Source organism: Blautia hominis (assembly GCA_002270465.1).
GTDB lineage: Bacteria > Bacillota > Clostridia > Lachnospirales > Lachnospiraceae > Blautia > Blautia hominis.
Map to the genome: position 1 here is coordinate 18218 of NQOF01000012.1, position 24970 is coordinate 43187.

The following is a 24970-nucleotide window of genomic DNA, read 5'->3' on the forward strand; positions in this document are numbered from 1 at the left end:
AAATTCTCCTTTTTCAGTTAATCCCCGAAGCTTATGCCGATCCTCTTTGCTGCTTTGATCAGCTGGTCCTCCGGAGATACCATCTTCAGTTTGCCGGCGCATTCCTGAAGCGGGACTTTCTTGATCTTGCCGTTGACGATTCCCACCATATAGCCGTATTCATCTTTTAAGATCAGGCCTGCGGCTGCAGAACCCATATGGGTGGAGAGCACCCGGTCATACGGGCATGGACTTCCGCCTCTCTGCATATGTCCCGGAATGGTAATGCGGATATCCAGATCCAGCTTTTCCTTTAATTCTGCTTCCAGTTTATAGGAAACGGACGGATATTTCTTTGCATTTTCTTCCATTTTTTTCTTCAGCTCTTTCTTGGGAAGCGCTGCGTCTTCTTTGGAAACCGCGCCTTCCGCCACTGCCAGGATGGTAAAGCCTTTTCCGGCTCTGTTCCTCTTCTTGACTGCGTCAGCTATTTTATCAATATCATATGGGATTTCAGGAATCAGGATAATGTCAGCGCCGCCTGCAATACCTGCGTGCAGGGTCAGCCATCCTACTTTATGTCCCATGACCTCCACAATAAAAATACGGCTGTGGGATGCTGCCGTTGTGTGGATGCAGTCGATCGCCTCTGTGGCAATATTCACTGCGCTCTGGAATCCAAATGTCATATCGGTTCCCCAGATGTCATTGTCTATGGTCTTGGGAAGGTGGATGATATTCAGTCCCTCTTCTCTCAGCATGTTGGCTGTCTTCTGGGTTCCGTTGCCGCCCAGGATCACCAGACAGTCCAGACGCAGCTTGTAATAAGTCTGCTTCATAGCTTCAACCTTATCAAGCCCTCTGTCATCCGGTACACGCATCAATTTAAAAGGCTGCCGTGAGGTACCCAGGATCGTACCGCCTCTTGTGAGGATTCCTGAGAAATCCTTAGCTGAGAGCATTCTGTAATCCCCGTATATCAATCCTTTATATCCGTCATCAAAACCGTAGACCTCCAGGTCGTCCAGATTGGAAGCTAAACCTTTCACAACGCCGCGCATGGTAGCATTGAGTGCCTGACAGTCACCGCCGCTTGTTAACAAACCGATTCTCTTCATAAATATTTCACATCCCATCTTATGATATAGTGTTTACTAAAATACACATGCTGAGTTTAGAAAGTAAACTCAGTTTGTTCTGCCAATCCATCTCCCACTAATGGCGGCTGGGAGCCTCCTGGCATTTGGGGTGCATGAATCACTCACCTGCATCCATTATAGCTTATTTTATTTTCTATCACAACTCAAAATTTTCTTTTTGGCAAATGTGCCGCCTCAAGGTTTATCCCTGGAAAATACCGGAACTGCAGTGCCAAAGGCATTTTCTGTGTTTTTTACTGTGAGCTGGAAGACCACATGGTCATTTGGCGGCAGTTGCGCAAGTTTAAGGGGCGTCTGCAGGACCTGTCCGCTGCTGTACAGAGTGCCGGCCTTTGCCAGCTCCCATGTGATGCCCTCTGCCGCCTGTATGGTAAAGTAGTATGCCTCCTCTTCCTCCCCTGTATTCCAGATGGAAAATACCTGGCTCCTCTCCTCCCCGGGTTCCATATCTTCAAAAGACAGGAAAGGCTGTTCTGTGACAACGAACTCCTGCTGGCCCGGGAGCGCCTCTACGTTTTGCGGTTCATTTTGCAGAACTGCTGCTTCTATTTTTTTGCTCCCGCTCATTTTCGGAAGTCCTCCCGTGGCGGCGGGCATGATCTGGCATGCAACGGCGCACAAAACCCATAATATAATCTTTTTTCTTCTCATATACTTGTCCTCCTTCTATATTTTATGCATAAGAAGGAAGTTTATTGCATAAAAAGAAAACGGACAGGTATGCGGCCTGTCCGTTTTCTTTCGTTGAGGAATTCAAATTACATTAACACATTTATGGTCGATATTCATTATACTACACTTCTCTGCTTTTGTAAAGTGTAGCGCCAAATTTTTTTCCTTTCTTTTTCATTGACAAACCGTTCAAAAACCGATATACTTTTAGATACCGTGCAGCCGGGGAGATAGCGGTGCCCTGTACCTGCAATCCGCTACAGCAGGGGTGATGCCAAATCTGAGGGGCTTTCTTTGCGGAGCTGCCCTTTATAAGTGGCGCTGACGTCTGGGTCTTGCGCAACAGAACTCTACGAACCGTGTCAGGTCAGGAATGAAGCAGCACTAAGTAGAATCTTCTGTGTGCCGTGAGGGTGCCTGGGCCGAGTTAACTGTAGAGGTAACGTCCGTGAAGGGGTTTCGAGGTGCGGCGCACGGTGAAAAAGAATAGAATAACCTCCACTGTATCGTCATAAGATGAAAGAGACGATCACAGCGGAGGTTTTTTTGATGAGTTATTGGATGATGCACATAATGGATGCCTACGGGTATCTGGGGATCGCACTCCTGATCCTGGTTGAAAACCTGTTTCCCCCTATTCCTTCAGAAGTCATACTGACCTTCGGTGGTTTTATGACAACATATACAAAAATGAATATTATCGGTGTTGTGCTCTCCTCCACTGTGGGCAGTGTGTTCGGCGCCATTCTCCTGTACCAGATCGGACATCTGGTTCCACGGGAAAAACTGGAATCACTTCTGGAAGGCAGAGTCGGAAAAATACTTCATTTTAAGCCTGAGGATGTAGGCAGCGCTATGGAATGGTTTGACAGCAAAGGAAATTACACGGTTCTCTTCTGCCGGTTTATTCCCATCGTGCGGAGCCTGATTTCTATTCCCGCAGGTATGGCTCATATGAATCTGGGTACTTTTCTGTCTCTGACTACGATCGGCAGTTTTATCTGGAACCTGGTACTTGTCACCCTGGGAGCCATTGCAGGAACTTCCTGGCAGAAGGCGGCTGAGTGCCTGGGCACTTATACCCAGGTGGCCCGTGTTGTGATCCTTGTCTTCGTTTTAGTCGGCATTTTGGTTTACATAAAAAGGCGTTTCCTTCAGAAATGAGGGAAACGCCTTTCTTAATTTCAAAACTTTTACTTATTTCAGGACTTCCGCCAGTTTCCTGATATACGCAGGGGTAGTTCCGCAGCATCCGCCCACAATATCCGCACCGGCCTCTGCAAGGGTTTTCATATGCCCTGCAAATTCTTCCGCACCCATGGAATAGACCGGATTTCCTTTTTCATCAATCACAGGCATCCCTGCATTCGGTTTTACAATAACAGGAATGCGGACTCTTTCCCTTATATTTTTCACAACGGAAACCAACTGGTCCGGGCCTGTGGAACAGTTAATTCCCACAGCATCTGCCCCCATCTGCTCCAGAGTCTCCACCGCCTCATAAATATTTCCGCCAAAGAATAAGCTGCCGTCAGATTCCACCGTCAGCGTACACATAACCGGCAGCTCACACACCGCGGCAGCGGCATCCAACACCGCCATCACTTCGTCCACACCCAGCATGGTCTCTGCGATCAGCAGATCCACACCTGCATCCGCCAGAACAGTTATCTGTTCCTTGTATGCCTCAAATAATTCTTCATACGGCACATCCTGCTTTCCGGTCGTAGTCAGGTCCCCTGCAACATAACACTGCTCACCCACTGCCTCCCTGGAAATGTGTACAAGTCCACGGTTCAGTTCCTCCACCTTATCTTCCAGCCCGTGATTGGCAAGGCTTATCCTGTTTGCTGAAAATGTGGGAGCATAAACCACCACGGACCCTGCCTCGCGGTACTCTCTCTGCAGTTTCTGCAGCACCTTGGGATTTTCATATATCCACTGCTCAGAGCAGACACCCCTGGGCATTCCTTCCTTCATGAGATTGGAGCCTGTTGCTCCGTCTAAAAGCAATGTTTTGGCCTGCACCAGTTCTCTAAATTCCTGTTTTGTCATGACATTTCTCCTTTGCTTTTGCTTTTTCTTTCCTCAATTCCCGGAAGAAGCCGCTGAGCATAGCACTGCACTCTGCTTCCAGCACACCTCGTTCTACTTCTGTCTTATGGTTAAACCCATCCATTTCCAACAGGTTTAACACCGATCCGGCACACCCGGCTTTGGGGTTCATGCTGCCAATCACCACTTTATCAATTCTGGCCTGTACTATGGCACCGGCACACATCTGACAGGGTTCCAGTGTGACATACAGGGTACATCCCTCAAGCCTCCAGTCCCCCAGCTTTTTGCTGGCCTTCCGTATGGCATTCATCTCCGCATGGGAGGTCGTATTTTTATCTGTATTTCTTCGGTTATAGCCTCTGGCTATTATTCTGTCCTCATATACGATCACACAGCCGATGGGAACCTCCCTCAGGGCGTAAGCTTTTTTTGCCTGCTTAATGGCTTCCTTCATATACTTCTCCTGTATATCCATCTCACGATCCGCCTTTCTGTATGATCTTATATGCAGCAGTTCCGTGCTCTCTTTGTTTTTCTTTTGCCGTAAACAGCTACTTTTGAATTATACTACACCCTGCTTTTATAATGCAATAGTCAACAACATTCCCGTATCAAAGTCTTTCCCATGTTACTATTCACGGCTGCTATCTGGCGAGGTGTTTTTAAGGCAGCCAGCGCGATATGGGGCAGAAAGCTCCATATCTGTGTATCGCGAAGCGTGTTACTGTTTACAGAACTGCGCTTTTTGCAGGGCTGTAAATAGTAACTTTCCCATTTCTTTCATAAATTCTTCAAAAATTTCAGAAAAGCTTTATGGTGCTGTCATAAATTACTCATATTTCTTGGATATACTGTAATTGTCAGCAAGGAGGACGGTCATAACAGCCGGACCTCAGAAAAAAGCCAACTGACTTATTTATATAGATTTTTCTTTTCCCTCCCTCTTTTGCCGGTACTTCGCAGAGTACCGGCTTTTTCCTGTCCTGAAATGCCTTTTGTTTCCTCTTCAGATTCTTTTTAATTATTTTTAAAATGTTTCAGAAAAGCTTTATATCCTTGTCACAGAATCCTCACATTTACAAGTTATACTTTAATTGTTGTTGAAGAAGACAGCAGCTGCATTACAGTGATATATGTGGCTGCCGGGCTTCGCCTAATAAAGCCAACTGACTTATTTTCATATAGATTTTTCTTTTCCCCCCTCTTTTGCCGGTGCCTGCCAAGGTGCCGGCATTTTATTTATGATCACAGAAAATCATCAAACCCCTGCAGGGCAAAGAAAAAACCCGCTGGTCATGCGGGTTTTAGGCAGCGGAGACGGTGGGATTCGAACCCACGTGCCGGTTACCCGGCAACTTGATTTCGAGTCAAGCTCGTTATGGCCGCTTCGATACGTCTCCATACTTGTCCATTATAAAGCCCGGCAGCTTTCCGGTCAAGTATAAATGTGAGTTTTCCCTGGTAAAAGCTCACTGTGTATAGTAAAATATAAAGTATCAGCAAAGGACTTACCGTCCTGCCCAAACGATGCCTAAAGGGGGATTTTTATGCCAATCAATGGTTTTAACAAAACAACGCTTCTTGACTATCCCGGCAAAATAGCTGCCACCATTTTTCTGGGAAGCTGCAACTTCAGATGTCCCTTCTGCCACAACAGCGGGCTTGTCCTCTCACCCGGTGAACAGCCGTTGATTCCCATGGAGGACGTGCTTAAAGTTCTGAAAAAACGTCAGGGGATTCTGGAGGGTGTCTGCATCACCGGAGGCGAACCCACGCTGGACAAGGATATTTTCTGCCTCATTGATAAAATAAAAGAGCTTGGCTACCCGGTCAAACTGGATACCAACGGCTCCCACCCCTGGATCCTGAAAAAACTGATAAACAACAAAATGGTGGACATGGTTGCCATGGACATCAAATCATCCAAAGAATCTTATGCCAGGGTTGCCGGCAGTAAAAATCTGGATTTAAAGCCAATCTGTGAGTCCGTGGATTTCCTTATGTCCGGAAAGATCCCCTATGAATTCAGAACCACTGTGGTCAGGGAACTGCATACCCGGGAAGATTTCCGCTCTATCGGAAAATGGCTTGCCGGGTGCAGTGCTTACTACCTCCAGGCCTATAAGGACTCCCCTGAAGTCATAAGGCCTGGATTCAACAGCTATTCTAAAAGGGATCTGGATGATTTCTGTTTTATACTGTCAAGAACGATTCCTGCGGTTTATATCAGGGGTGTCGATTAAGCGGTACCAGTAGCCAAAACGCGGCGAGGAAGCTTTTCCCTGCGTTTTGGCCGCTTTAAAGTTGGGGAACCCAAACATGCCGGCCATGAGACATTCCTGCCTGTCGTAAACGCCCGGAACACCGAGTATGTACCGGCCGTCATCTCTTCTCCTGCCAAGGAGCAGATGATGATAACGGTAATATCCATGTCTCAGGAAATTATTGTTCATAAGTCCTCTGTCTCTTCTTGCTAAGATCCGCAGCTCCGCAGGTGTAATCTGCCTGCAATCCACGATCTCCCCATCTGAAAACGGCGCAAATACAGCAGGCTGTCTGGCTGCCTGTGCAGACTGTTCATGAAGCTCTCCCGCTTCCGGTTTTTGTACCTTCTTTTTCGATACTTCTTTTTCCATCTCTCTCATGTTGCGGATGGCATCCTCATCCTGGTCCAGCTCTTCCAGAAGATTGATCTCATCCCCTTCATTTTCCCCCTCTGGGTTCCATGTGGTCTTTTCCGCTGCGTCTTCATCGTCAGCCGCCTCAATCCGCATTCCGCCGTTTGGATACCGGTCTCCACCGAAGATTTCATTATTGATAGCTTCCCGATACAGCTCTTCCTCCGTGTAAGGCGGCATATCCGTATCCGGAATGGTAGTGTCCATATTCCGTTCTGTCTCCATGGCATTCCTGCCACCTGTAGGCTGTTCCGGGGACCGCGCTGCGTTTTCTCTCTCAGGGGAAAATACCGCCGCATCTTCCTGTCCGGTCTGTTCCTCCTGCCTAGGCATTGGCTGTTCGTCCTCAGAATAATGAGGCGGTATATAGGTCCCTCTCTCGTTTATACGCGGCGGCATGTAAGGGTCTGCCCCCATCCTGGAAGGCCTATCCATACCCCTGCCCGGCGTGCCGGTGCGATTCCCCCGGTCTGCATTGGACGGATACTCCGGTTCTTCCCAATCTGCATTCCGTGATGTATTGTTTCCTCCCCGGTCTGCGTTTGGCGGATAGGCCGGTCCTTCCCAGTCCGCATTCCGTGATGTATTATTTCCTCCCCAGTCTGCGTTTGGCGGATAAGCCGGTTCTTCCCAGTCTGCATTCCGTGATCTATTGTTTCCTCCCCGGTCTGCGTTTGGCGGATAGGCCGGTTCTTCCCAGTCTGCATTCCGTGATGTATTGCTTCCCCACCTGCCTGCATTCCCCGAAGTATCCCGTTGCCGCATCCCCGCATTCCGTGGAGTATCCCGTTCCCACATACCTGCATTTGGCTGGACAGCCGGTTCTTCCATGTCTGTATTCGGTGGTATGGTCCGCCCATTCATACCTGTGCCTGCGTGTGTTCCCTGTTCATCCGTTCCTGCGTTCGGCGTGTCTCTCCATTCATCCATTCCTGCATTGGGCGGCACGATCCCTTCATCCATTCCTGCATTGGGCGGCACGATCCCTTCATCCATCCCTGCGTTCGGCGGCATGATCCGTTCATCCATTCCTGGGTTCGGCGGCACGATCCCTTCATCCATTCCTGGGTTCGGCGGCACGATCCCTTCATCCATTCCTGTATTCGGCGGCACGATCTGCTCATCCATTCCTGCGTTCGGCGGCACGATCCGCTCATCCATTCCTGCGTTCGGCGATACGATCTGCTCATCCATTCCTGGGTTCGGCGGTTCGATCCCTTCATCCATTCCTGCGTTCGGCGGCACGATCCGCTCATCCATTCTTGTATCCGGTGACATGCTCTGCCCGCCCCTGCCTGTATTCGGCGGTATAACCCGCTCACCCATACCTGCTTCCGGCGGTGCAGCCGCCTCATCCATATCCTCATCCGCCGGACTGACCGGTTCATCCATGTACGCATTCGGCGGATAAATCCGTTCTCCCATGCTGCCGTTTGTTGGATCCCCCTCTTCCTCCCGGGACACCTCATCCTGTTCCTCCCCGGAATACCCGGACGATCCATAGCGGTTTTCCTCGGCCTCCGTAAGAGCCTGTGCTGCTGCTACCCCTTCCGGCACTTCCTCCTCATGCATCCCGGAGGTCTCTTCTCTCCGCACACTGCCTGCTCTCTCAGAGGCACTGTCCGCTTTCCGGGAAGGCTCCTTCTGCATCTTCGGAAGGCGTATTTCTTCCAGACGCACCGGTTTGTCATCCCATCCCGTACCATACATCATTCCGTCACTTGTCAGCATGATCAAACCGCTCAGATCATTCAAACCGTAGGCCGTGCCTCCCAGTCCCTGTTCAGGCACCTCAGTCTGAAACTGTACTGTATCACCGGCAAGATCGCATTCTCCAAGATAAATGCCCTCACAGCCCTGCTCTTTCCTCACAAACCCGTATATCTTACAGGGGGCCTCCTCCCTCCCATAAATACCGGTGATCCGGTAATTCATGCGGCACTTGCCGTCACGGGCTTCTACTTTGATAAAACCCTTTCCGTTTCCTTTCTTTCCATCTGGGTACTCATATACATACGCAACAAATCGCCGATATCCAGCCAAATTTTCTTTCTCCAATACCAATTATTCCGTAAAGTATATGAGCGAAAAAAACTTTTAGAACCAAGCATAAAAACCAAACGGAAAAGTTTTTGAAAAAAACGCAAAAAATTGTTGACATTTCTGCCACCATTATATATAATAACAAATGCTGAATGACACAGCCGAAACAAAATAACGAAGCGTGGCTCAGTTTGGTAGAGCGCTGCGTTCGGGACGCAGAGGTCGCGTGTTCGAATCACGTCGCTTCGACTTTCAGCAACCGTTGAAAACACTGGATTTTTGAAATCCGGTGTTTTCTTCTTTTATAACTTTTCCTCCTGCTGCCTAACACTTTCCTAACACTTCAGCTTATATTTTTGAATTTTTCTCCCATATTAACTGCAATATAATTTTTTCGTGTCTCTTTTACCTTTGCATAAATATCTAACGTTGTTTTCACATCCGTGTGTCCAACCCACTCTTGAATTTCTTTTACGTTATATCCATCCTCTACCATCATAGATACACAACTTTTTCTTAAATCGTGAAATGTGAGTTCTGAAGACAAGTTTTCTTCTTTCTTAATAATCTTTTTAAAAGTCTTTGTTATATAATCTGTCGAAAAACATCTGCCGTCCTGCCATGTAAAAACATAATCACTTTCATGATATTCTTTCCCCAATAACTTTCTATATAAATCCTGTCTTTCTTTTACCTTAAGCAACAATTCTGTAGTATATTCTGACAACGGGTAAGTTCGATAGCTGGCCTCTGTCTTTGCAGTATCTTTTGCAGTTTGCTTTTTTACCTTTACAACTGTGTGATTAATTTCCAACGTATTTTTTTCAAAATTTATCGCTGACCATCTCAATCCCAAGACCTCTGACCTACGCAATCCATATACAAGTGTTATCAAAATCAACTCTTCTAAAATATGACCTTTAACGGCCTCTTTCAGATACTTTAAATCATTACTATCAATGAAAGTTCCCCTTTTTACATTAGTTCTTCTTTTCTTAGGGACTTCAATATTCTCCGCAGGGCTGTTGGGAATGTCACCCAACACCACTGCATCTCTGAACATTGCCTTTACAAGTAGTGATATCTCTTTAACAGTACGCTCTGAAAGCCCCTTATCTTTTTTATACTTCGATCTGTTCCCTTCTCGTAAGAGGTATTCATATAACAGTTTAATATCTCTTGAAGTCACCTTCGAAAGTGCTGTCTTTTTCGGTTCAAAATACTCCTGAATATGCTTAATCCTAATTTCATATCCTTCATATGTAGTTATTTCCAAAGACTGCTTTTTATGTTCCAACCAATAATTACAATAGTTCGAAAACGACATATCTGCAAACCTTGTAACGGTATTGCACTCACCATATTTTTGTATCAGTTGTGCCAATTTCTCTTTAGCAGCTCTTTTATTACCCTTTTCCGGTAATCCTGTACTAAACCATTTGAGTTTTCGTTTCCCGTACTCATCTTTCATGTTTAAAACACAATACCATTTTCCTTTATTTACTTGTATGCTCCCAGTCATTCCCTATGCTCCTTTCCGTTTCTTGACAGGCGAGCAAAACATATCATTACTATTATTATAAAGCGGACTTATCAAAAAGTCTATCATACATGCCTTGGGAACTCTAATTTTTCTTCCTATTTTCAAAGACTTTATTTCTCCCGCATGAATCAAATCGTATGCCTTATTTCGTCCAATCTGTAAAATATCCATAATATCATCTATCTGCAATACATCTTTGTAATCTTCTAGCATTCATTTCCCCTATTTATCTATTGTTATTCTTGGGAGATTTTTAACCCGTATAAGAGTGTAAATCTCCCTGTAATGCCTAAACTGCTTACTTAAACAGCTTTTAACACTTCGCCATCTATTGTCATATCCATTTGTATTCCAGGTGTTACATCTTCTGTATACATTTTATATGCCGAGTGCACTTTACTGATAAGTTCTTCTGCTTTGTCAGCATCCTTTTGTTGAAAAACATTGTTGTGTTTGCATTGTCGTAACAATTCTTTTTTGTCTCTTGAGAAATGACCATTTTTATCTATTTTTTTTACTACAATCAGTAAATCCGCTATGTCAAGTAACACAGGTATCTGATTTATCTGTTCCATATTACCGCACTCCCTTAAAAGATTGCTTTTCCAATACCTGCTGTTCTGTTTTTTATGGTAAGTAATCTGTTCCAATAAATAATTACAATTATACTTTTGCCATTTTCTATACTTATTCTCGATAATTTTCACAAACTGCTGTATGTAGTAATCGTTTATCTTTTTATCCGATATAAGATCCAAAAGATTTGAGCCAAATACTTCTTTTATTTTCGCAGGCTTTTTCAAAACAATTTCTATTCTCATGATATCTGTTTGTGTTACAAAACCCAACTTCTGATATAACTGTTCTTTTTTATCATAAATTTTTAATGCAACTGATTCGTTCCCTCTTAAAAATGTTTCATTTTTAATACAAACATTTTTTTCATCTGTTCTTCCATATTCCACTAACTTTTTAAAATTTTTCGGAAGATTAAACATCATTAACCGTAAAACCCTGTGATATTTATAAAACTCATCCTTTAAACGAAATGTACAGTTAATCTCCATCTCATTAAGCCTTATGTTACTACTGTCAATTAGTATTCCGTATTCATCATATACATATTGTAATATCTTTTCTAACCTTGCCTCATATCCTGAAACTGTATCATTCTGCAAATTACCTTCTCCAACATTCTGAATAAACACATCCATCCTGCTGAAATCTGTTTTCATAAACTTCGTGTTTCTGGTTCCTGCTACTAATGTTCCAAAACAATAATTGTCCTTAATCTTCAGCCACCTGAAACCACTTCCATCCTTTAACATATACAACAATTTTCCCTGCCGTTCTAACTCTACATTATCATGAGCCATAAATTTTGCCACATTGATATAAACAATCCTAAAGCCTGCAATAACCGTTCTGTCAATACCAATTCTTTCTTCTAAAGTCTCCGTGCTACCTATATTTTTACCCTCCGTATTCAATGTACTTATTAGAAAGTCACCCTAGACCTCTTTTATGGGTCAGCCTGTCTCCCATCCAGTTTTGATAAGTGGTACTGGCATACCTTCATATTCAGTTTTATTTTCCCCTATTGGGTACACTCAGTATACCCCACGAACATATGTTTTTCAACACCTTTCACATATATGCCCTTTCAAACCAATATTACTTTAGTCATTTTGCACAACGCCATCTATTATCTCCATTAATAAATCCTCTGTTTAAGTCTGAGTTTATGCAAAACTAAAACAAATGACAGATGAAAATGTGTTAAGGCTACTTTTATATACCCTATATTATTTTCTCTTCTGATTTCCTTTATTTATTAAAGAAAACAAAAAAGACACTTGCCGTATATGCAAATGTCCTGTAAAAATTTTGTTAAAACTGCACAACTACTTTTTGACTCTGATTATCCTGTTAACAGTGCTCCTGGATAAATCTGTCTGTTTCACGATATCAGCAACTCTCATTCCATTATTATATAGTGTCCGTACCATTTCACCTTTTTCATTCTGTTTCGAAGGTCTTCCCCCATTTCTTCCTCTGGCTTTTGCACTTGCCAATCCTTCCTTTGTCCTCTGACTAATCAAATCTCTCTCTAGTTGGCTCAACCCACTCATAACCGTTAACAAAAACTGATTATACGGATTATCAGAGGTAGTATCTAACCAAGTGTCCTTTAAACTTTTTATTGACGCTCCCTTTTTCTTAATCTTTTCAACAATTTCAAGCAAATCTTTCGTGCTCCGAGATATTCTGGTAAGGTCTGAAATTATTATAATATCTCCAATTTCCAAATTATCTAACATTTTATCAAGTTCCGGTCTGTCTTTCTTGGTTCCCGTCATTTTTTCTTGATAGATCATCCGTTTATCCACCCCTGCTCCTGTCAGTGCATCTATCTGTCTATCTAAATTCTGTCCGTCTGTTGATACTCTAGCATAACCAATTAACATCCGTGCCACTTCCTTCCGCTTTTATGTTTACATTGTATCAAAAACGCATCAAAACTTCAATAGTTTTTGACACGTTTTATGATATATTTTTATATACAAAATCCTTACGTTTTCCGCATCAAAAAAATATGTATCAAAAACAATCGTTTTAGACACATAAAATAAAAACAGGAACTAGTTGTTGTTTCAACTCCTAATTCCCGCTCTTTTTATGTTCATTCAAGTTTAACAATATCACTTCTAAAAAACGCTTTTCTTCTTCTGACAAGTTCCCCCATAGCCTTAATATCTTTTTCTCTTCCTCTGAAAGACCTGCTATATTATCGGGGGTTGTAAAAAATTCTACTGCTGACATTTGAAAACCTTCGCATATCTTATCTAATGTATCTAAAGTTGGAATTTGCTTATGCTTTACAATATTTGATAAAGCTGTCTGTGAAATTCCAGTCCTTTTTGAAAGTTCATATCTTGTTATTTTGTATTTATTACATAAAAAGTTAATTCTGTCTGGTACAAACTCTTCCAACTTTACAGATTCCAAGCATTACACCCCTTTTCTGGTAGTATAATGCCATTCTAAACATTTTCATGCAAGATTATTAGTCTATTTATGCGCCACCATACTAACTTATAGTTTAGTATAGCTATAAAAAAAATAAACACCTCTAAATTTTGTTCATGTCATCAATTAATCCATGCAAATAGTGGATATAAAACAAGCAACCACAAATTATGCTCGGAAGTAAGAGTGAAAACATTGCGGCGTTAAAAACATATTTTATCAACGTACCTCTATCGTTGGGCGCTCCGGCTATAAAGCAATAAAACATATTACCCCCAATAAATAATACAAACACAACTGACAATAATATATTGATTACCTTTTTTATAAAACTTTTCTTTCCCAAATCCATCACCTCCTACTTTATTATATTCGTAATTGCGAAGATATTCAAGTATCACCTTCTGCTTTATTGTTAAACATATAAACAAAAATAAAGGTGAACATATGATAGACTATAGTCCGTTTTGGAAAACATTAGAGAATTCCAAAGAGAACTGGTATACTCTAACCAAGAAACATCATTTATCAAATAGTACTTTGCACAGACTGAAGTATAATCATGATATATCTATGAAAACCATTAATGACCTCTGCCGAATTTTAGATTGTCAGATACAGGATATTTGTATTTATGTCCCATCTGATGATGACCAAATCTTATAGTTCGACGATTATGTATTTTCCCTTTAATTACGGGATTTTTTGCTAAGCAAAGTATAATTCGACCTCAATCTTAACTGAGTTCGTAAAAACCCTTTGTTACAAGGTCATTTAGCATTTTTACAAATCAAACCTATCACAATAAAACCTTATAAATAAAGACATTTTAACTTGAGCATTTATTTATTATGGTTCGGAGTTTTGGGAAACGCTATGTCAGGTGTGATTCTCTCACATACCTGTACCATTATTGTATTGTATCAAAAACATAATGTAAATTATCCCCACTTTAAAAGGCACCCTTCCGAGTGCCTAACGATATGTTTTGCTCTGCCATTTGCCTAACACTTTTCCTAACAATTAACCTTAAAATTTCTTCAATAGACTGATTTTTAAAGTTGCAGTAGGCCTATCAATACCCTTGTATTTAAAGCATTCTGGTATTTACAAACACGTCTTAACAGATATACTTCTCTGTTCGGGACGCAGAGGTCGCGTGTTCGAATCACGTCGCTTCGACTTTCAGCAATGGTTAAAAACACCGGATTTCTCGAATCCGGTGTTTTTTTATGCCTATCCCTCCGCCGCCCAACATTTTCTCAGCCTATCAAAACAATCTTTTCCCATCTGAAATATTAATATCCAGCTCTTTTGCCAAGCCGGTCTGCTTGAACGGATTTACTTTTTCCACTATACCGTCACGTTTAAAAAAAGACCCTGTATTCTTGAACCAAAATGTCACATTTGCTCTTACACATTGCTCACGGATATTGAGTACCCAGTCATAATCGCATTCCCTAGCTTCCCGGCCCGTCTCGCCTCCCACGGTTACATGATCTACACCATGAAGATATGGCGTTAGATCTATAGCCTCCAAAAGTGGCACACAGGCTATAAAACGCCGCTTTATAGGATAAGACAGAAACAACGGAAGTCTGTGATCAGCTAACTTTTGATTCTCCACAGTACATCCAATATTCACGTTGTCATATCCCGTACCCCAATCAGGGGGAAGTGATACAAGAAAACGGTCAATCCGTTTTGTTAAGATCAAAAAGTCTATGTCTGTTCTCTCCTTGATCATAGACCAGACATCTTTACGCCATTCATCCGCTTCGGGAAGAAAAAAATCCGTTGCAAAGCAGGTTGCAAGAATCTTATTTCCTTTAATGTTGTATTCACCTTTTGCGTTCTTTCTCACAGGCCAATCGAATTTATCTGTTTTTAGGATGGTGTTTTGACCGTAACGTTTGGCGTGCGGCCCATAAAAATAGCAGTTCGTGCAGCCATCACTTATTTTGTAACAACCTGTCCAGGGTTCCCAGTTCATATACATTCTCCTTATTGTTGTGTTTTCTATTCGTTCCTTGCGGATATGGTATAATATATTCCCGCCTGTTATAGTAAAAATCCGACATGCTCCTTGCATAGCTTTAAGGGTTGATCATGCACCCGCCTATATAAGATCAATTGAGAAGTCCCATCTGCCTGAGGATAAATATGGTAACAAACAGCGTAAATATGGAAACTATGCTGCTGAATACCACAAGCTGCCCCGCCAGTTGTTCATCCGCGCCCGCCTGCTGGGCCATAATATAGCTGGATACCGCAACCGGTGTCTGATACGCCAGAAGTGCTGCCAGCAGATCAGAATTGCGGTACCCCATTGCCACCACAATGGGGATAAAGATAAGGGGAAGCAGTACCATCTTAACTAAGATCACACATCCTGCAGTTTTCAGGTTCCCCTTTATTTTGGAAAAATCAAAATCTCCGCCCAGTATGAGAAATGCAATAGGGGTTGCCAGTTTTGCCAGATCATTCAGGGTAGTATCTGCCGCCTTGGGAAGTTTGATTCCTGACAGAGAGGCTATGATCCCCAGAACGGAGGCAAGGATCAGCGGATTTTTCAGAATACCGATGATAACTTTTTTAAGATCCCGCTCCCTCTTCCCTCCGAAAAAAGACAGGGCGATCACTGCCAGGAAGTTATACATGGGTACTAGGACCGCGCTTAAAATTGCCGCTGTGGCTGTATTGGCAGAACCATACATATTTTCCACCACTGCTACTCCGAATATCACATAATTGCTTCTGAATATCCCCTGGATCACCACTCCCTGCTGATTCTCCTTTTTCACCACCCTGGGAACAATGAGACACAAAAGTGCAAACAAAAGGAGCAGACTTCCGGCGGCAAAAATACAAAGTCCGCCCTGCATCTGTTCTCTGATATTACTCCGGTAAATATTTTTAAACAGCATACACGGCAGAAAGACCTTGAACACAAGAGTATTTGCTTTCTTCAGCAGGTCTTTATCTGCAAGATCTGTATAGTTGGCAATCAAATAGCCTATTACCATCAGAAAAAATAATGGCGCTATCACATTAAACGACAGTATCATATTTTCCATTTCTGTGCCTCCGGGCGGTTTATCCGCATGATTGTCTATTATACTCTGTACTCTTTACTTGCGCAATTCCCTTCCGACACAGATGATAGCTTTCCTATTCAACTGTCCATTCCCCCTTTTACCTTATTTAACTCTTTTTTTACTTTTATGGAAAAGCACATAAAAACAGAGGCCTGAATCCATCATTCAAGCCTCTTAACACTTTCCCTCTCACTTAAACCGGAAGGTATCGCTATCTTCATCGGCGGTACCCTGCTTTCCAGCAGCTCTCTCCTTAAAAGTCTTACCGCTTCCAGAGCCATCTCCTCCAAATGAATACTGATACTTGAAAGCTGTGGCTGCATCAGTGTTGCCAGCACGGTGTCATTATAGCTTAAAATGCTGAAATCCTCAGGCACCCGGTATCCCAACTGCTGAATCCCCTGCATCACGCCAATGGCGGCAGCCTCATTGAAGGTAAAAAACGCCGTTGCAGGGTTCTTTTCCTCCTTCAGGTAAGCAATTATCTTTTCCAGTACAGCGGATGCCTCTCTGTCTGTATCAACAAAAACCGCCTTTAAATCTTTCCTGTAATACTTCATGTATTCCTCAAATATTTTTCTGCGCTTCTCCGGCGCATCACAGCCCAAAGAATCCGGGGACATTACAGGCCCCACAAAGGCAATGGTTTTGTGGCCCATCCCGGCCAGATAGTCCACTCCCTGATGGATCCCCACCTGAAAATTTGGCACCACAGAACTGAATCTCTCCTCATAGGGAGAGGAATCCAGGAATACGATCTGATTCGACCACTGTTCCATGGCATGGACCTGTGCCTCATCAAACTGTCCCACAGCTATCACGCCGTTCAGCCCTGACTGGCTGTTGCTCTTATAGCAGCCCTCCTCCTCATCATACTGAAGGGTAACTGTCTCAAATCCCTCTTCAAAACAACACTTATCCAGGCTGCTTTTCAGGTAAAGATAATAAGGGTCATCCAGCTTCATCCGGGAGTCCATCATTTCAATAATTCCGATTCTGAGCTGGGCCGCTTTCCTGCGGCTGCTCCTGACACTCTTACTTTCGTAGTCCAGCTTGCCGGCTACCCTCAGTATCTCTTCTCTGGTGCTGTCCGTCACACTGAGGGAAGCATCATGATTCAGCACTCTGGAAATCGTAGCTATGGAATAACCGGTCAGCTCAGAGATTTCTTTTAGTGTAGCCATATCACTCACTCCGCTTATCTTCTCGTAGTCTGTAACTGTTCAGTGTCTTGGTCTGCTGAATAGTTATTATAATTTTACTTGTTTTGCCTCTGTCTTTTACTTAATATAAATCATATCATTTTTATCTTTTATTTACAAGAAAATACTGGAAGAACCGTACGGATCCCTATACGGAATGTGGCGGCCTGCTAATTTAACTGTTTCATGATACTGTTCACAGGCCACTGTACCGGGAGGAGTTTTCATGCCGGAAGCATGAAAATCCCGAGGCAGCCAGCGCGATATGGGGCAGAATGTTCCATATCTGTGCATCGCGAAGCGTGTTACTGGACACGTCGTGAACAGTAACATTTCATGGCACCATAATACCCGGAAGGGATATTTCTGTAGCGCAATAAAACCCTTCATGCTATAATAAGTCCAAAACGTAACAGTGCAGACAGTTGAACTGTTACTCCAAAACAACAGAGCCCAAAAAAAAGGAGACCGTTATGATCGAACAACTCCCCAAAGCTTTCCTCTCCCGTATGGAGGATATGCTTCAGGATGAATATACTGCATTTTTAAAAAGCTATGAAAATCCACGGCATTTTGGCCTCAGAGTCAATACCCTGAAAATATCCGTGGAGGAATTTCTAAAAATCAGCCCTTTCTCCCTGACACCTGTGCCCTGGACCAGAAACGGCTTTTACTATGAGGAAACAGACCATCCGGCAAAACATCCCTACTATGCAGCCGGCCTGTATTATCTGCAGGAACCCAGTGCAATGGCTCCTGCTGCCCTCCTTCCGGTCACACCCGGAGACTATGTGCTGGACCTCTGTGCCGCCCCGGGGGGAAAGGCCACAGAGCTTGGCGCCGGACTGGAACATAAAGGTATGCTGGTTGCCAATGATATCAGCAGTTCACGGGCCAAAGCCCTGCAGCGAAATATAGAGCTGTGCGGAATCCCAAATTCTTTTATCACCAATGAAGTCCCCGCGTCTCTGGCAAAAGCCATGCCGGAGTTTTTTGATAAGATACTGGTGGATGCCCCCTGCTCCGGGGAGGGAATGTTTAGAAAAGAACCTGCCGTAGCCAAGACTTGGGACGAGACAAGGCCTGCATTTTTTGCCAAACTCCAGCGGGAATGTGTCTCGTCTGCCATTTCCATGCTAAAGCCCGGAGGGCTGATGCTGTATTCTACCTGCACCTTTTCCCCCGTTGAAAATGAAGGAACCATTTCCTTTATCCTGGAGGAATATCCGGAAATGGAGCTTTTAGAGACGGATAGTTATAAAGGGTTTTCCAAAGGCAATCCTGCATGGGGAAATGGAGATCCTGAGCTCACCAAATGCCTCCGCATCTTCCCTCACAGAATGGATGGGGAGGGACATTTCATGGCCCTCATGAGAAAAAAAGGCAGTTCCGGGCAGACTTTATCAGATTTCAGAACAAAACCTGATAAAGAAGCCCAAAAACTGCTGACTGAATTTTTCGCCGGAATGGACATTCCCTTTCCCGCGGACCGAATAGAAGTGCGCAGCAGCAATGTCTACTGCCTGCCCCCTGCGGACAACCACTTTAAGGGCATCCGCTTTCTCAGAAACGGACTGTTTCTGGGGGAATTAAAGAAAAACCGTTTTGAGCCGTCCCAGCCTCTGGCCCTGGCCCTTAAAGCAGGTCAATTCCCTTCACGCCTCTGCCTTTCCCCACAGGATGAGCGCATCGGACGTTACCTGAAGGGTGAAACTCTCCTGGTGGAAAAAGGTGAATGCACAAAGGATAAAGGATGGCAGCTGATCTGCGTGGACGACTTTCCTCTTGGATTCGGAAAACTGGTAAACGGTACATTAAAAAATAAATATCCTGCCGGATGGCGTATCCATTAACTCTCATGGAGCTGCCTGTCCATGTCCCTGAACATATCCCGGACCAGACAGCGCAGTTCCTCTTCTTTTACACAGAATACAATAGCAGCCGTATATAAGGTCAGTTCCGGCAGTTCTGATGCCTTTTTCATCACTGTTTTGTCTGTAAGGGAGTACATTTCCACATACTGTACCCCCACTGATGTCTTAATATGACCGATTATGCCGCCACGGCTGTCTATCTCACCGGCCAGTGCTTCCATATACCTGACAAGCAGTTCTCCCGCCCGCTCCCGGTCTGCCGCTGTGTGGTACTCCGCCGAGACCACCACAGCACTGTCCTGGAGCTGGGATGTCACATATAATTTTTCTCTTTTCTGTGTGCAGGAAGGGCATTCACATGCCTCACCATCACGATGTTCATGCACATGGATATGATGCGCCTCATGTACATGCGCATGTCCGCATCCATGATGCTCCTGCTCTGCATGTTCATGTCCGCATCCATGATACTCCTCTGCATGTTCATCCCCGCATCCATGATGCCCCTCGTCTTCCTGTTCCTCTCCGCATCTTGGCAGATTCTCCTGCGCATCCCCGGACACCTGCAAAGTCTTCTCCTCTTTATCCATGGTCCATCACTCCCAACACAACATCCCACACATGTTCATCCACATGGCCTACTGCCGTGGTGGCAATCCGCGCAGCGGCCGGGTTCATCTCCTCAATATCCTTCTCCACCTCGCGGAGTATATCCTCTGTCACCAGATCCGCCTTATTCATAAGGACCACATCAGCCCGTTCTGTCTGCCCCAGGAGAAGTTCCCGCATGGCATGCAAAAGCCGTTTCCATCTGGATACATCCACCACCGTACACACCCGTGATTCCATTCCGATCCCCGCTGCCAAGTTGTCCTGGATCAAACCCGGATATGCCAGGCCTGTTGTCTCCACGATCAGCCAGTCAGGGGCATATTCCTTCTCAATCTCATAGGCCGCGGAAACCAGCTCTCCGGCCAGGGTACAGCAGGCACAGCCGTTAAAGAGATTTTCCACATTAAATCCATTTCCCCTGAGAAGCTTGTCATCAATCCCTTCCCTGCCCACCTCATTTTCCAGGATCACCACCTTATAGGCACTGCCTGACCCGGAACTGTCCACCAGATACCGTGCCATCTGAAGAAGGAGGGTCGTCTTACCAGAGCCCAGAAAACCGCCTAATATCAATACCTTCATAATCTTATCACTTCTTCCCGCATCACTTTTTATAAAACTTATCTCCATAACGGAACACTTCATCAAACAATACTGCATTTTTTCTAATGACTTCCGGGTCATCAATGGCTCCCAGATATCCGCCGCACCAGCAGAAACCGCCCCCGGGTGCCAGCCTGTCCATGGTATCCCGCACTGCCTGGCGTATCTCTTCTTCCGTCACATTTGGGTCTGCCAGATGGTCACGGGGATCGAATCCACCCATAATGACCAGCTTGTTTCCGTATTTTTCTTTGATGCCTGTCAGATCATTGCACGTCTGTGCAGGGTCCCAGGCATTAACGCCGATTGAAAGCCAGTCCTCTATAAACGGTTCCGCCTTACCACAGTTGTGCATGGTAATGGGGATTCCCAGGTCACGTCCGAATTTGGCCTGCCTGTCATGGAAAGGCAGTACCAGATCATGGTACATCTGCTTGGAAATGAAGGGCGCCCTCCATGCGGCAGTATCATCCATCATGGTCAGCACATCAGGCTTTACATATCCAATGATCTGCCGTGTGGTCTCTGTGTAAAAGTCACACATGTAATCAAACAGCGCGTACACCTCCTCCGGTTCCTCAGCCATGGCGCAGAGCCCCTCCGTAAATCCCATAAATGCCATCAGATTCTGGAAGTATCCCACGTGAAGGTTCAGGGCAATGGCCGTATCTTCCCGGTTTACCCCCTGACGGTAAAAACCTTCCAACTGCTTTTTAGCCATGGCCTCCCAGTCCACCCCTTCCAGGGAAGGCGCTTTGATAACATCTCTCCACTTTGTAATGTCATCCAATATAAATTCACCGGGCTTAGGAAGCAGCGCGTTTCCTGTCTCCCTGGTAGGAACATAGGTGACACCCCAGCAGTCCTTGCCGCCCCCCTGAAAACGGAAATACGCCACGATCTCAGGTTCCAGCATACAGGATGTGCAAGGCCTTGTCATATTGGGCATAGGGCCAAAACTGTAGGTGGGCACCCACTCCGGCTGTTCCCCGCGCAGAGTCATAAGATAATTTGTTTTTTCTGTCATTTTTGCCATATTGTATCCTCCTTCTTGCAAACAGATGCTGTCCGGCACGATATTTACGCTTCAGCCCGGACAGAACCATGGATTCTTATGATTCTATTGTAACTTTTCCCACCTTCCCGCACTATGTCTGCGGGGTACAAAAATTGACTTTCTGTTTCCCTCACTTTTGTACCCTGCATTTCCTTTTTTACACAATACATGCTAATCTGACAGTCTTGTTTCTTGCCGGATGGAGCACTTGCGGCCAGGCCCCCCTGTTCAGTAGAAAAGCCGTCTGCGAATGCAAACGGCTTTTCTAACTATTCTATCTTCTTATGCTTCAACTACAGCTTCCACAGGCTCCTCAGCGAGTACCTGTTCGTATTTTTCCAAAATGATGCCCTGGATTCTTTCACGGGTTTCAGAGTTAATCGGATGTGCGATGTCCCTGTATTCACCGTCGGTTGCTTTACGGCTGGGCATGGCAATGAACAAACCTTTTTCCCCTTCGATAACCTTGATGTCATGCACTACAAATTCTTCATCAATTGTAATGGAGACAACAGCTTTCATCTTACCTTCCTTCGCAACTCTTCTTACTCTTACATCTGTGATGTTCATAAAAACCTTCCCCTTTCATATGCCATTCTTAAAAAGTCCTGCTTATGATGTCACTGCACCCTGCACACTTTTTACTTGTGTATTTTTATAGTACATAACGCTCGTTCTTTTCCACTACGATCTTAATGCCGTCCTCACCGCAATAGTAGGAATTGGCACGAATGGTATCACGGCTCTCCACGATACAGTTCTCAATGTGGGTATTATCCCCCAGATACACATCGTTGAGAATAATGGAATTCTTGATCACGCAGTTATTGCCTACAAATACTTTCTTAAACAGAACAGAGTTCTCAACCTGTCCGTTGATGATACATCCACTGGAAACCAGGCTGTTCTTCACATCTGAACCGGGATTGTATTTTGCCGGAGGCAGATCATCTATTTTTGACTGAACTCCGGGATACTGATTGAAGAAGTAATCTCTTACTTTTGGTTTCAGGAAGTCCATATTGGTTTTATAATAAGATTCCACAGTGGAAATATTGCTCCAGTAAGTATTGATCTTGTAACCATAGATCCTCTTCAGGTTCTTATAACGGATGAGAATATCCTTTACAAAATCATATCTGTCTTCCTGTGCACATTTTTCCAGAAGCTCAATAAGCTGTCTTCTTCTGATGACATAGATACCGGTAGAAACCGTATTGGTGCGTGTCACCATGGGTTTTTCTTCAAATTCTTCGATCCTGCTGTCCTCATTCATTTTCAGGCAGCCGAACCTGGTGGTGTCATCTCCATATACATCTGTGCAGACAACTGTGATGTCCGCCCGCTTTGCAATATGGTACTCCAGAACTTTATTGAAATCCAGCTTGTACACACCATCGCCGGATGCGATCACCACATAAGGCTCATGGCTTGATTTAAGGAAATTCAGGTTCTGGATCATAGCATCCGCTGTGCCTCTGTACCAGAAGCTGTTGTCAGCGGTAATGGTAGGTGTGAAGGTGTAAAGGCCTCCCTGCTTTCTTCCGAAATCCCACCATTTGGATGAGCTCAGATGCTCATTTAAGGAACGGGCATTGTACTGTGTCAGAACCGCAACTTTTTGAATATGGGAATTTGACATGTTGCTAAGCGCAAAGTCTATGCTGCGGTAACTTCCAGCGATCGGCATTGCTGCAATCGCTCTTTTCTGTGATAACTCTCTCATTTTATTGTTATTGCCGCCGGCAAGAATAATACCTATTGCTCTCATGATGTCTCACCTTCCTTATTCAATGTTTCGCCGCTCTCCAGTACGCCGTCCGGATAGTCTTCACTTGATGTTTCACCAACAATGGCAGTATTCTTGCCAATCTTCACATCGGACGGAATCACTGTGTTCTCTCCCACGGTTACAAGACCAAAGGAATAAACACCCGGTTTTTCTTTGTTCGGGACCTCTTCACCGATTCCCATGACTACATTGTCTCCCACTGTGACATTTTCTGCAATGATCGCCTTGTCTATCACACAGTTCTCGCCAAGGAAAGATTGTTTCATGATAATGGAATCGCGCACAACCGCGCCTTTTTTGATAACGACACCTGCACCAATAACGGAATTATGTACCTCGCCGTATATCTCGGTCCCTTCTCCCACAATACTTCTCTCCACCACAGCATCAGCGGAAATATACTGGGGAGGAATAATATCGCTCTTGGTATAAATCTTCCAGAACTCTTCATATAAATTAAATTCAGGAATGATATCGATCAGCTCCATATTGGCTTCCCAATAGGAACCCAGTGTTCCAACATCTTTCCAGTATCCATTGTACTCGTAAGCAAACAGGCGCTGGCCCTTTTCCTTGCAGTACGGAAGGATATGTTTTCCAAAGTCACATCCAGGCTGGTCTTTCAGGGCAAGAAGGGCATCCTTCAGTACCGGCCAGCTGAAAATATAAATACCCATGGATGCCAGATTGCTCTTTGGATGCTCCGGTTTCTCCTCAAAATCCGTAACGCGTCCTGATTCATCTGTGATAGCAAGTCCAAAGCGGCTTGCCTCCTCCCACGGAACGGGCATACATGCCAGTGTGACATCAGCCTTGTTCGCTTTGTGGTAATCCAGCATCACCTCATAGTCCATTTTATAAATGTGGTCGCCGCCCAGGATCAGCACATAATCAGGGTTGAACTCTTCCATATATGCCATGTTCTGGTAGATAGCATTTGCAGTTCCTGTATACCATTCCGTATCCGTCTTCTTCTCGTATGGCGGAAGAATGGATACGCCTCCAACATTCTTATCGAGATCCCACGGAATACCGATGCCAATATGAGTATTCAGGCGAAGCGGCTGGTACTGTGTAAGTACACCTACGGTATCAACTCCTGAATTAATGCAGTTGCTCAGCGGGAAATCTATTATTCTGTACTTTCCCCCGAATGTTACTGCGGGTTTTGCGACTTTTGCAGTCAGTACGCCTAATCTGCTGCCTTGTCCACCTGCGAGCAACATTGCAATCATCTCTTTCTTAATCATGCAATCACCTCTTGTATATTCTATGATTTTTTTATTATACCACACTAAATCGCAATTGTGAACATTTTTAACAATTTTTTTTCGACTTTACTTTAGTTTTTGTGACATTTTACCTGCCCATAACCATTTCTATAACTAGGGGTTTCATTTTGTACTTTTTTTAGGTATAATAAACACAAACAGTGCCCCATTCCCGTCTTTGGGATTTAGCACTACAATCTTTAGAGGTTTATTTTATTACGAAACAGCCGCAGTCAGCATAAATGCTGGCTTTTTTTGTTTTTGAAAAACTTGACAAAAATCTTTTTTATATATTGAC

Annotated in this window: 23 protein-coding genes, 2 tRNA genes and 1 other RNA gene; 6 read left to right on the forward strand and 20 right to left on the reverse strand. The window is 44.3% G+C overall.

Annotated features, from left to right (window positions below; translation table 11 throughout):
* Positions 1-17: 17 nt before the first annotated feature.
* Together CI595_RS24795 and CI595_RS24800 are read right to left on the reverse strand one after the other, a co-directional pair.
* Complete coding sequence (locus CI595_RS24795) at positions 18-1097, reverse strand: 6-phosphofructokinase (RefSeq protein WP_095176282.1); 1080 nt, start codon at positions 1095-1097, stop codon at positions 18-20.
* Between the two features lie 216 nt (positions 1098-1313).
* On the reverse strand, positions 1314-1790 hold the full coding sequence (locus CI595_RS24800) for a hypothetical protein (protein ID WP_095176283.1): 477 nt from the start codon (positions 1788-1790) through the stop codon (positions 1314-1316).
* Positions 1791-2025: 235 nt separating this feature from the next.
* Between CI595_RS24800 and ffs the strand changes: the two genes are divergently transcribed.
* Together ffs and CI595_RS24810 are read left to right on the forward strand one after the other, a co-directional pair.
* Positions 2026-2288: signal recognition particle sRNA large type (gene ffs, locus CI595_RS24805), an RNA gene on the forward strand.
* A gap of 72 nt (positions 2289-2360) precedes the next feature.
* A complete protein-coding gene (locus CI595_RS24810) occupies positions 2361-2975 on the forward strand; it encodes a DedA family protein (RefSeq protein WP_095176284.1) in 615 nt (204 codons plus the stop codon).
* Between the two features lie 33 nt (positions 2976-3008).
* Here the strand turns inward: CI595_RS24810 and CI595_RS24815 are convergent, their stop codons facing one another.
* From CI595_RS24815 to CI595_RS24830, 3 genes are all read right to left on the reverse strand, one after another.
* Positions 3009-3866: a homocysteine S-methyltransferase family protein gene (locus CI595_RS24815; protein WP_095176285.1), complete on the reverse strand. Its 858-nt coding sequence runs from the start codon at positions 3864-3866 to the stop codon at positions 3009-3011.
* Positions 3847-4344, reverse strand: coding sequence for a tRNA adenosine(34) deaminase TadA (gene tadA, locus CI595_RS24820; protein ID WP_095176286.1), 498 nt, complete (start codon positions 4342-4344; stop codon positions 3847-3849). Before tadA ends, CI595_RS24815 begins: the two co-directional genes overlap by 20 nt.
* Positions 4345-5181: 837 nt before the next feature.
* Positions 5182-5269 (reverse strand) — tRNA-Ser (locus CI595_RS24830).
* A 147-nt stretch (positions 5270-5416) separates the two neighbouring features.
* Here CI595_RS24830 and CI595_RS24835 point away from each other — a divergent pair.
* A complete protein-coding gene (locus CI595_RS24835; protein ID WP_095176288.1) occupies positions 5417-6112 on the forward strand; it encodes an anaerobic ribonucleoside-triphosphate reductase activating protein in 696 nt (231 codons plus the stop codon).
* Here the strand turns inward: CI595_RS24835 and CI595_RS24840 are convergent.
* Positions 6071-8590, reverse strand: a complete 2520-nt coding sequence (locus CI595_RS24840; protein ID WP_095176289.1) for a DUF6128 domain-containing protein — start codon at positions 8588-8590, stop codon at positions 6071-6073. The two genes, CI595_RS24835 and CI595_RS24840, sit on opposite strands and share 42 nt — an antisense overlap.
* 175 nt (positions 8591-8765) lie before the next feature.
* On the opposite strand from CI595_RS24840, the gene CI595_RS24845 reads away from it, so the two are divergent.
* A tRNA-Pro gene (locus tag CI595_RS24845) sits at positions 8766-8839 on the forward strand.
* A 94-nt stretch (positions 8840-8933) separates the two neighbouring features.
* Here the strand turns inward: CI595_RS24845 and CI595_RS24850 are convergent.
* The 5 genes from CI595_RS24850 to CI595_RS24870 all read right to left on the reverse strand — a co-directional run bounded on the left by CI595_RS24850 (position 8934) and on the right by CI595_RS24870 (position 13142).
* On the reverse strand, positions 8934-10112 hold the full coding sequence (locus CI595_RS24850) for a tyrosine-type recombinase/integrase (protein WP_095176290.1): 1179 nt from the start codon (positions 10110-10112) through the stop codon (positions 8934-8936).
* A 3-nt stretch (positions 10113-10115) separates the two neighbouring features.
* Complete coding sequence (locus CI595_RS24855; RefSeq protein WP_095176291.1) at positions 10116-10346, reverse strand: helix-turn-helix domain-containing protein; 231 nt, start codon at positions 10344-10346, stop codon at positions 10116-10118.
* A gap of 89 nt (positions 10347-10435) precedes the next feature.
* Positions 10436-11509, reverse strand: coding sequence for a hypothetical protein (locus CI595_RS24860; protein ID WP_147737766.1), 1074 nt, complete (start codon positions 11507-11509; stop codon positions 10436-10438).
* A 528-nt stretch (positions 11510-12037) separates the two neighbouring features.
* The gene (locus CI595_RS24865) at positions 12038-12601 is read right to left on the reverse strand and encodes a recombinase family protein (protein ID WP_095176293.1); all 564 of its coding nucleotides are present in this window, start codon (positions 12599-12601) and stop codon (positions 12038-12040) included.
* A gap of 193 nt (positions 12602-12794) precedes the next feature.
* Complete coding sequence (locus tag CI595_RS24870; protein WP_095176294.1) at positions 12795-13142, reverse strand: helix-turn-helix domain-containing protein; 348 nt, start codon at positions 13140-13142, stop codon at positions 12795-12797.
* 468 nt (positions 13143-13610) lie between these two features.
* Here CI595_RS24870 and CI595_RS27235 point away from each other — a divergent pair, with 468 nt between their 5' ends.
* Positions 13611-13829, forward strand: coding sequence for a helix-turn-helix domain-containing protein (locus CI595_RS27235; RefSeq protein WP_095176296.1), 219 nt, complete (start codon positions 13611-13613; stop codon positions 13827-13829).
* A gap of 604 nt (positions 13830-14433) precedes the next feature.
* On the opposite strand, the gene CI595_RS24885 is transcribed toward CI595_RS27235, so the two are convergent.
* The 3 genes from CI595_RS24885 to CI595_RS24895 all read right to left on the reverse strand — a co-directional run bounded on the left by CI595_RS24885 (position 14434) and on the right by CI595_RS24895 (position 17445).
* Entirely contained in the window at positions 14434-15255 is an 822-nt protein-coding gene (locus CI595_RS24885; protein ID WP_095176297.1) for a DUF5131 family protein, read from the reverse strand.
* A gap of 37 nt (positions 15256-15292) precedes the next feature.
* Positions 15293-16240 carry an AEC family transporter gene (locus tag CI595_RS24890; protein ID WP_095176298.1) on the reverse strand — a complete coding sequence of 316 codons (948 nt, stop codon included), beginning with the start codon at positions 16238-16240 and terminating at the stop codon, positions 15293-15295.
* A 182-nt stretch (positions 16241-16422) separates the two neighbouring features.
* A complete protein-coding gene (locus tag CI595_RS24895; protein WP_095176299.1) occupies positions 16423-17445 on the reverse strand; it encodes a LacI family DNA-binding transcriptional regulator in 1023 nt (340 codons plus the stop codon).
* Between the two features lie 491 nt (positions 17446-17936).
* On the opposite strand from CI595_RS24895, the gene CI595_RS24900 reads away from it, so the two are divergent.
* Positions 17937-19316, forward strand: coding sequence for an RsmF rRNA methyltransferase first C-terminal domain-containing protein (locus CI595_RS24900; RefSeq protein ID WP_187144061.1), 1380 nt, complete (start codon positions 17937-17939; stop codon positions 19314-19316).
* Here CI595_RS24900 and CI595_RS24905 read toward each other — a convergent pair.
* The 6 genes from CI595_RS24905 to CI595_RS24930 form a co-directional block, all read right to left on the reverse strand.
* Positions 19313-19927 carry a hypothetical protein gene (locus CI595_RS24905; RefSeq protein ID WP_095176300.1) on the reverse strand — a complete coding sequence of 205 codons (615 nt, stop codon included), beginning with the start codon at positions 19925-19927 and terminating at the stop codon, positions 19313-19315. The genes CI595_RS24900 and CI595_RS24905 overlap by 4 nt on opposite strands.
* Positions 19920-20531: a GTP-binding protein gene (locus CI595_RS24910; protein ID WP_095176308.1), complete on the reverse strand. Its 612-nt coding sequence runs from the start codon at positions 20529-20531 to the stop codon at positions 19920-19922. Before CI595_RS24910 ends, CI595_RS24905 begins: the two co-directional genes overlap by 8 nt.
* Before the next feature lie 22 nt (positions 20532-20553).
* Positions 20554-21588, reverse strand: a complete 1035-nt coding sequence (locus tag CI595_RS24915) for a uroporphyrinogen decarboxylase family protein (RefSeq protein WP_095176301.1) — start codon at positions 21586-21588, stop codon at positions 20554-20556.
* 303 nt (positions 21589-21891) lie between these two features.
* The gene (gene spoVG, locus CI595_RS24920; protein ID WP_095176302.1) at positions 21892-22179 is read right to left on the reverse strand and encodes a septation regulator SpoVG; all 288 of its coding nucleotides are present in this window, start codon (positions 22177-22179) and stop codon (positions 21892-21894) included.
* Positions 22180-22264: 85 nt separating this feature from the next.
* A complete protein-coding gene (gene glgD / locus CI595_RS24925) occupies positions 22265-23380 on the reverse strand; it encodes a glucose-1-phosphate adenylyltransferase subunit GlgD (RefSeq protein ID WP_095176303.1) in 1116 nt (371 codons plus the stop codon).
* The gene (locus CI595_RS24930; RefSeq protein ID WP_095176304.1) at positions 23377-24651 is read right to left on the reverse strand and encodes a glucose-1-phosphate adenylyltransferase; all 1275 of its coding nucleotides are present in this window, start codon (positions 24649-24651) and stop codon (positions 23377-23379) included. The genes glgD and CI595_RS24930 overlap by 4 nt, the downstream gene beginning before the upstream one ends.
* Positions 24652-24970: the final 319 nt, after the last annotated feature.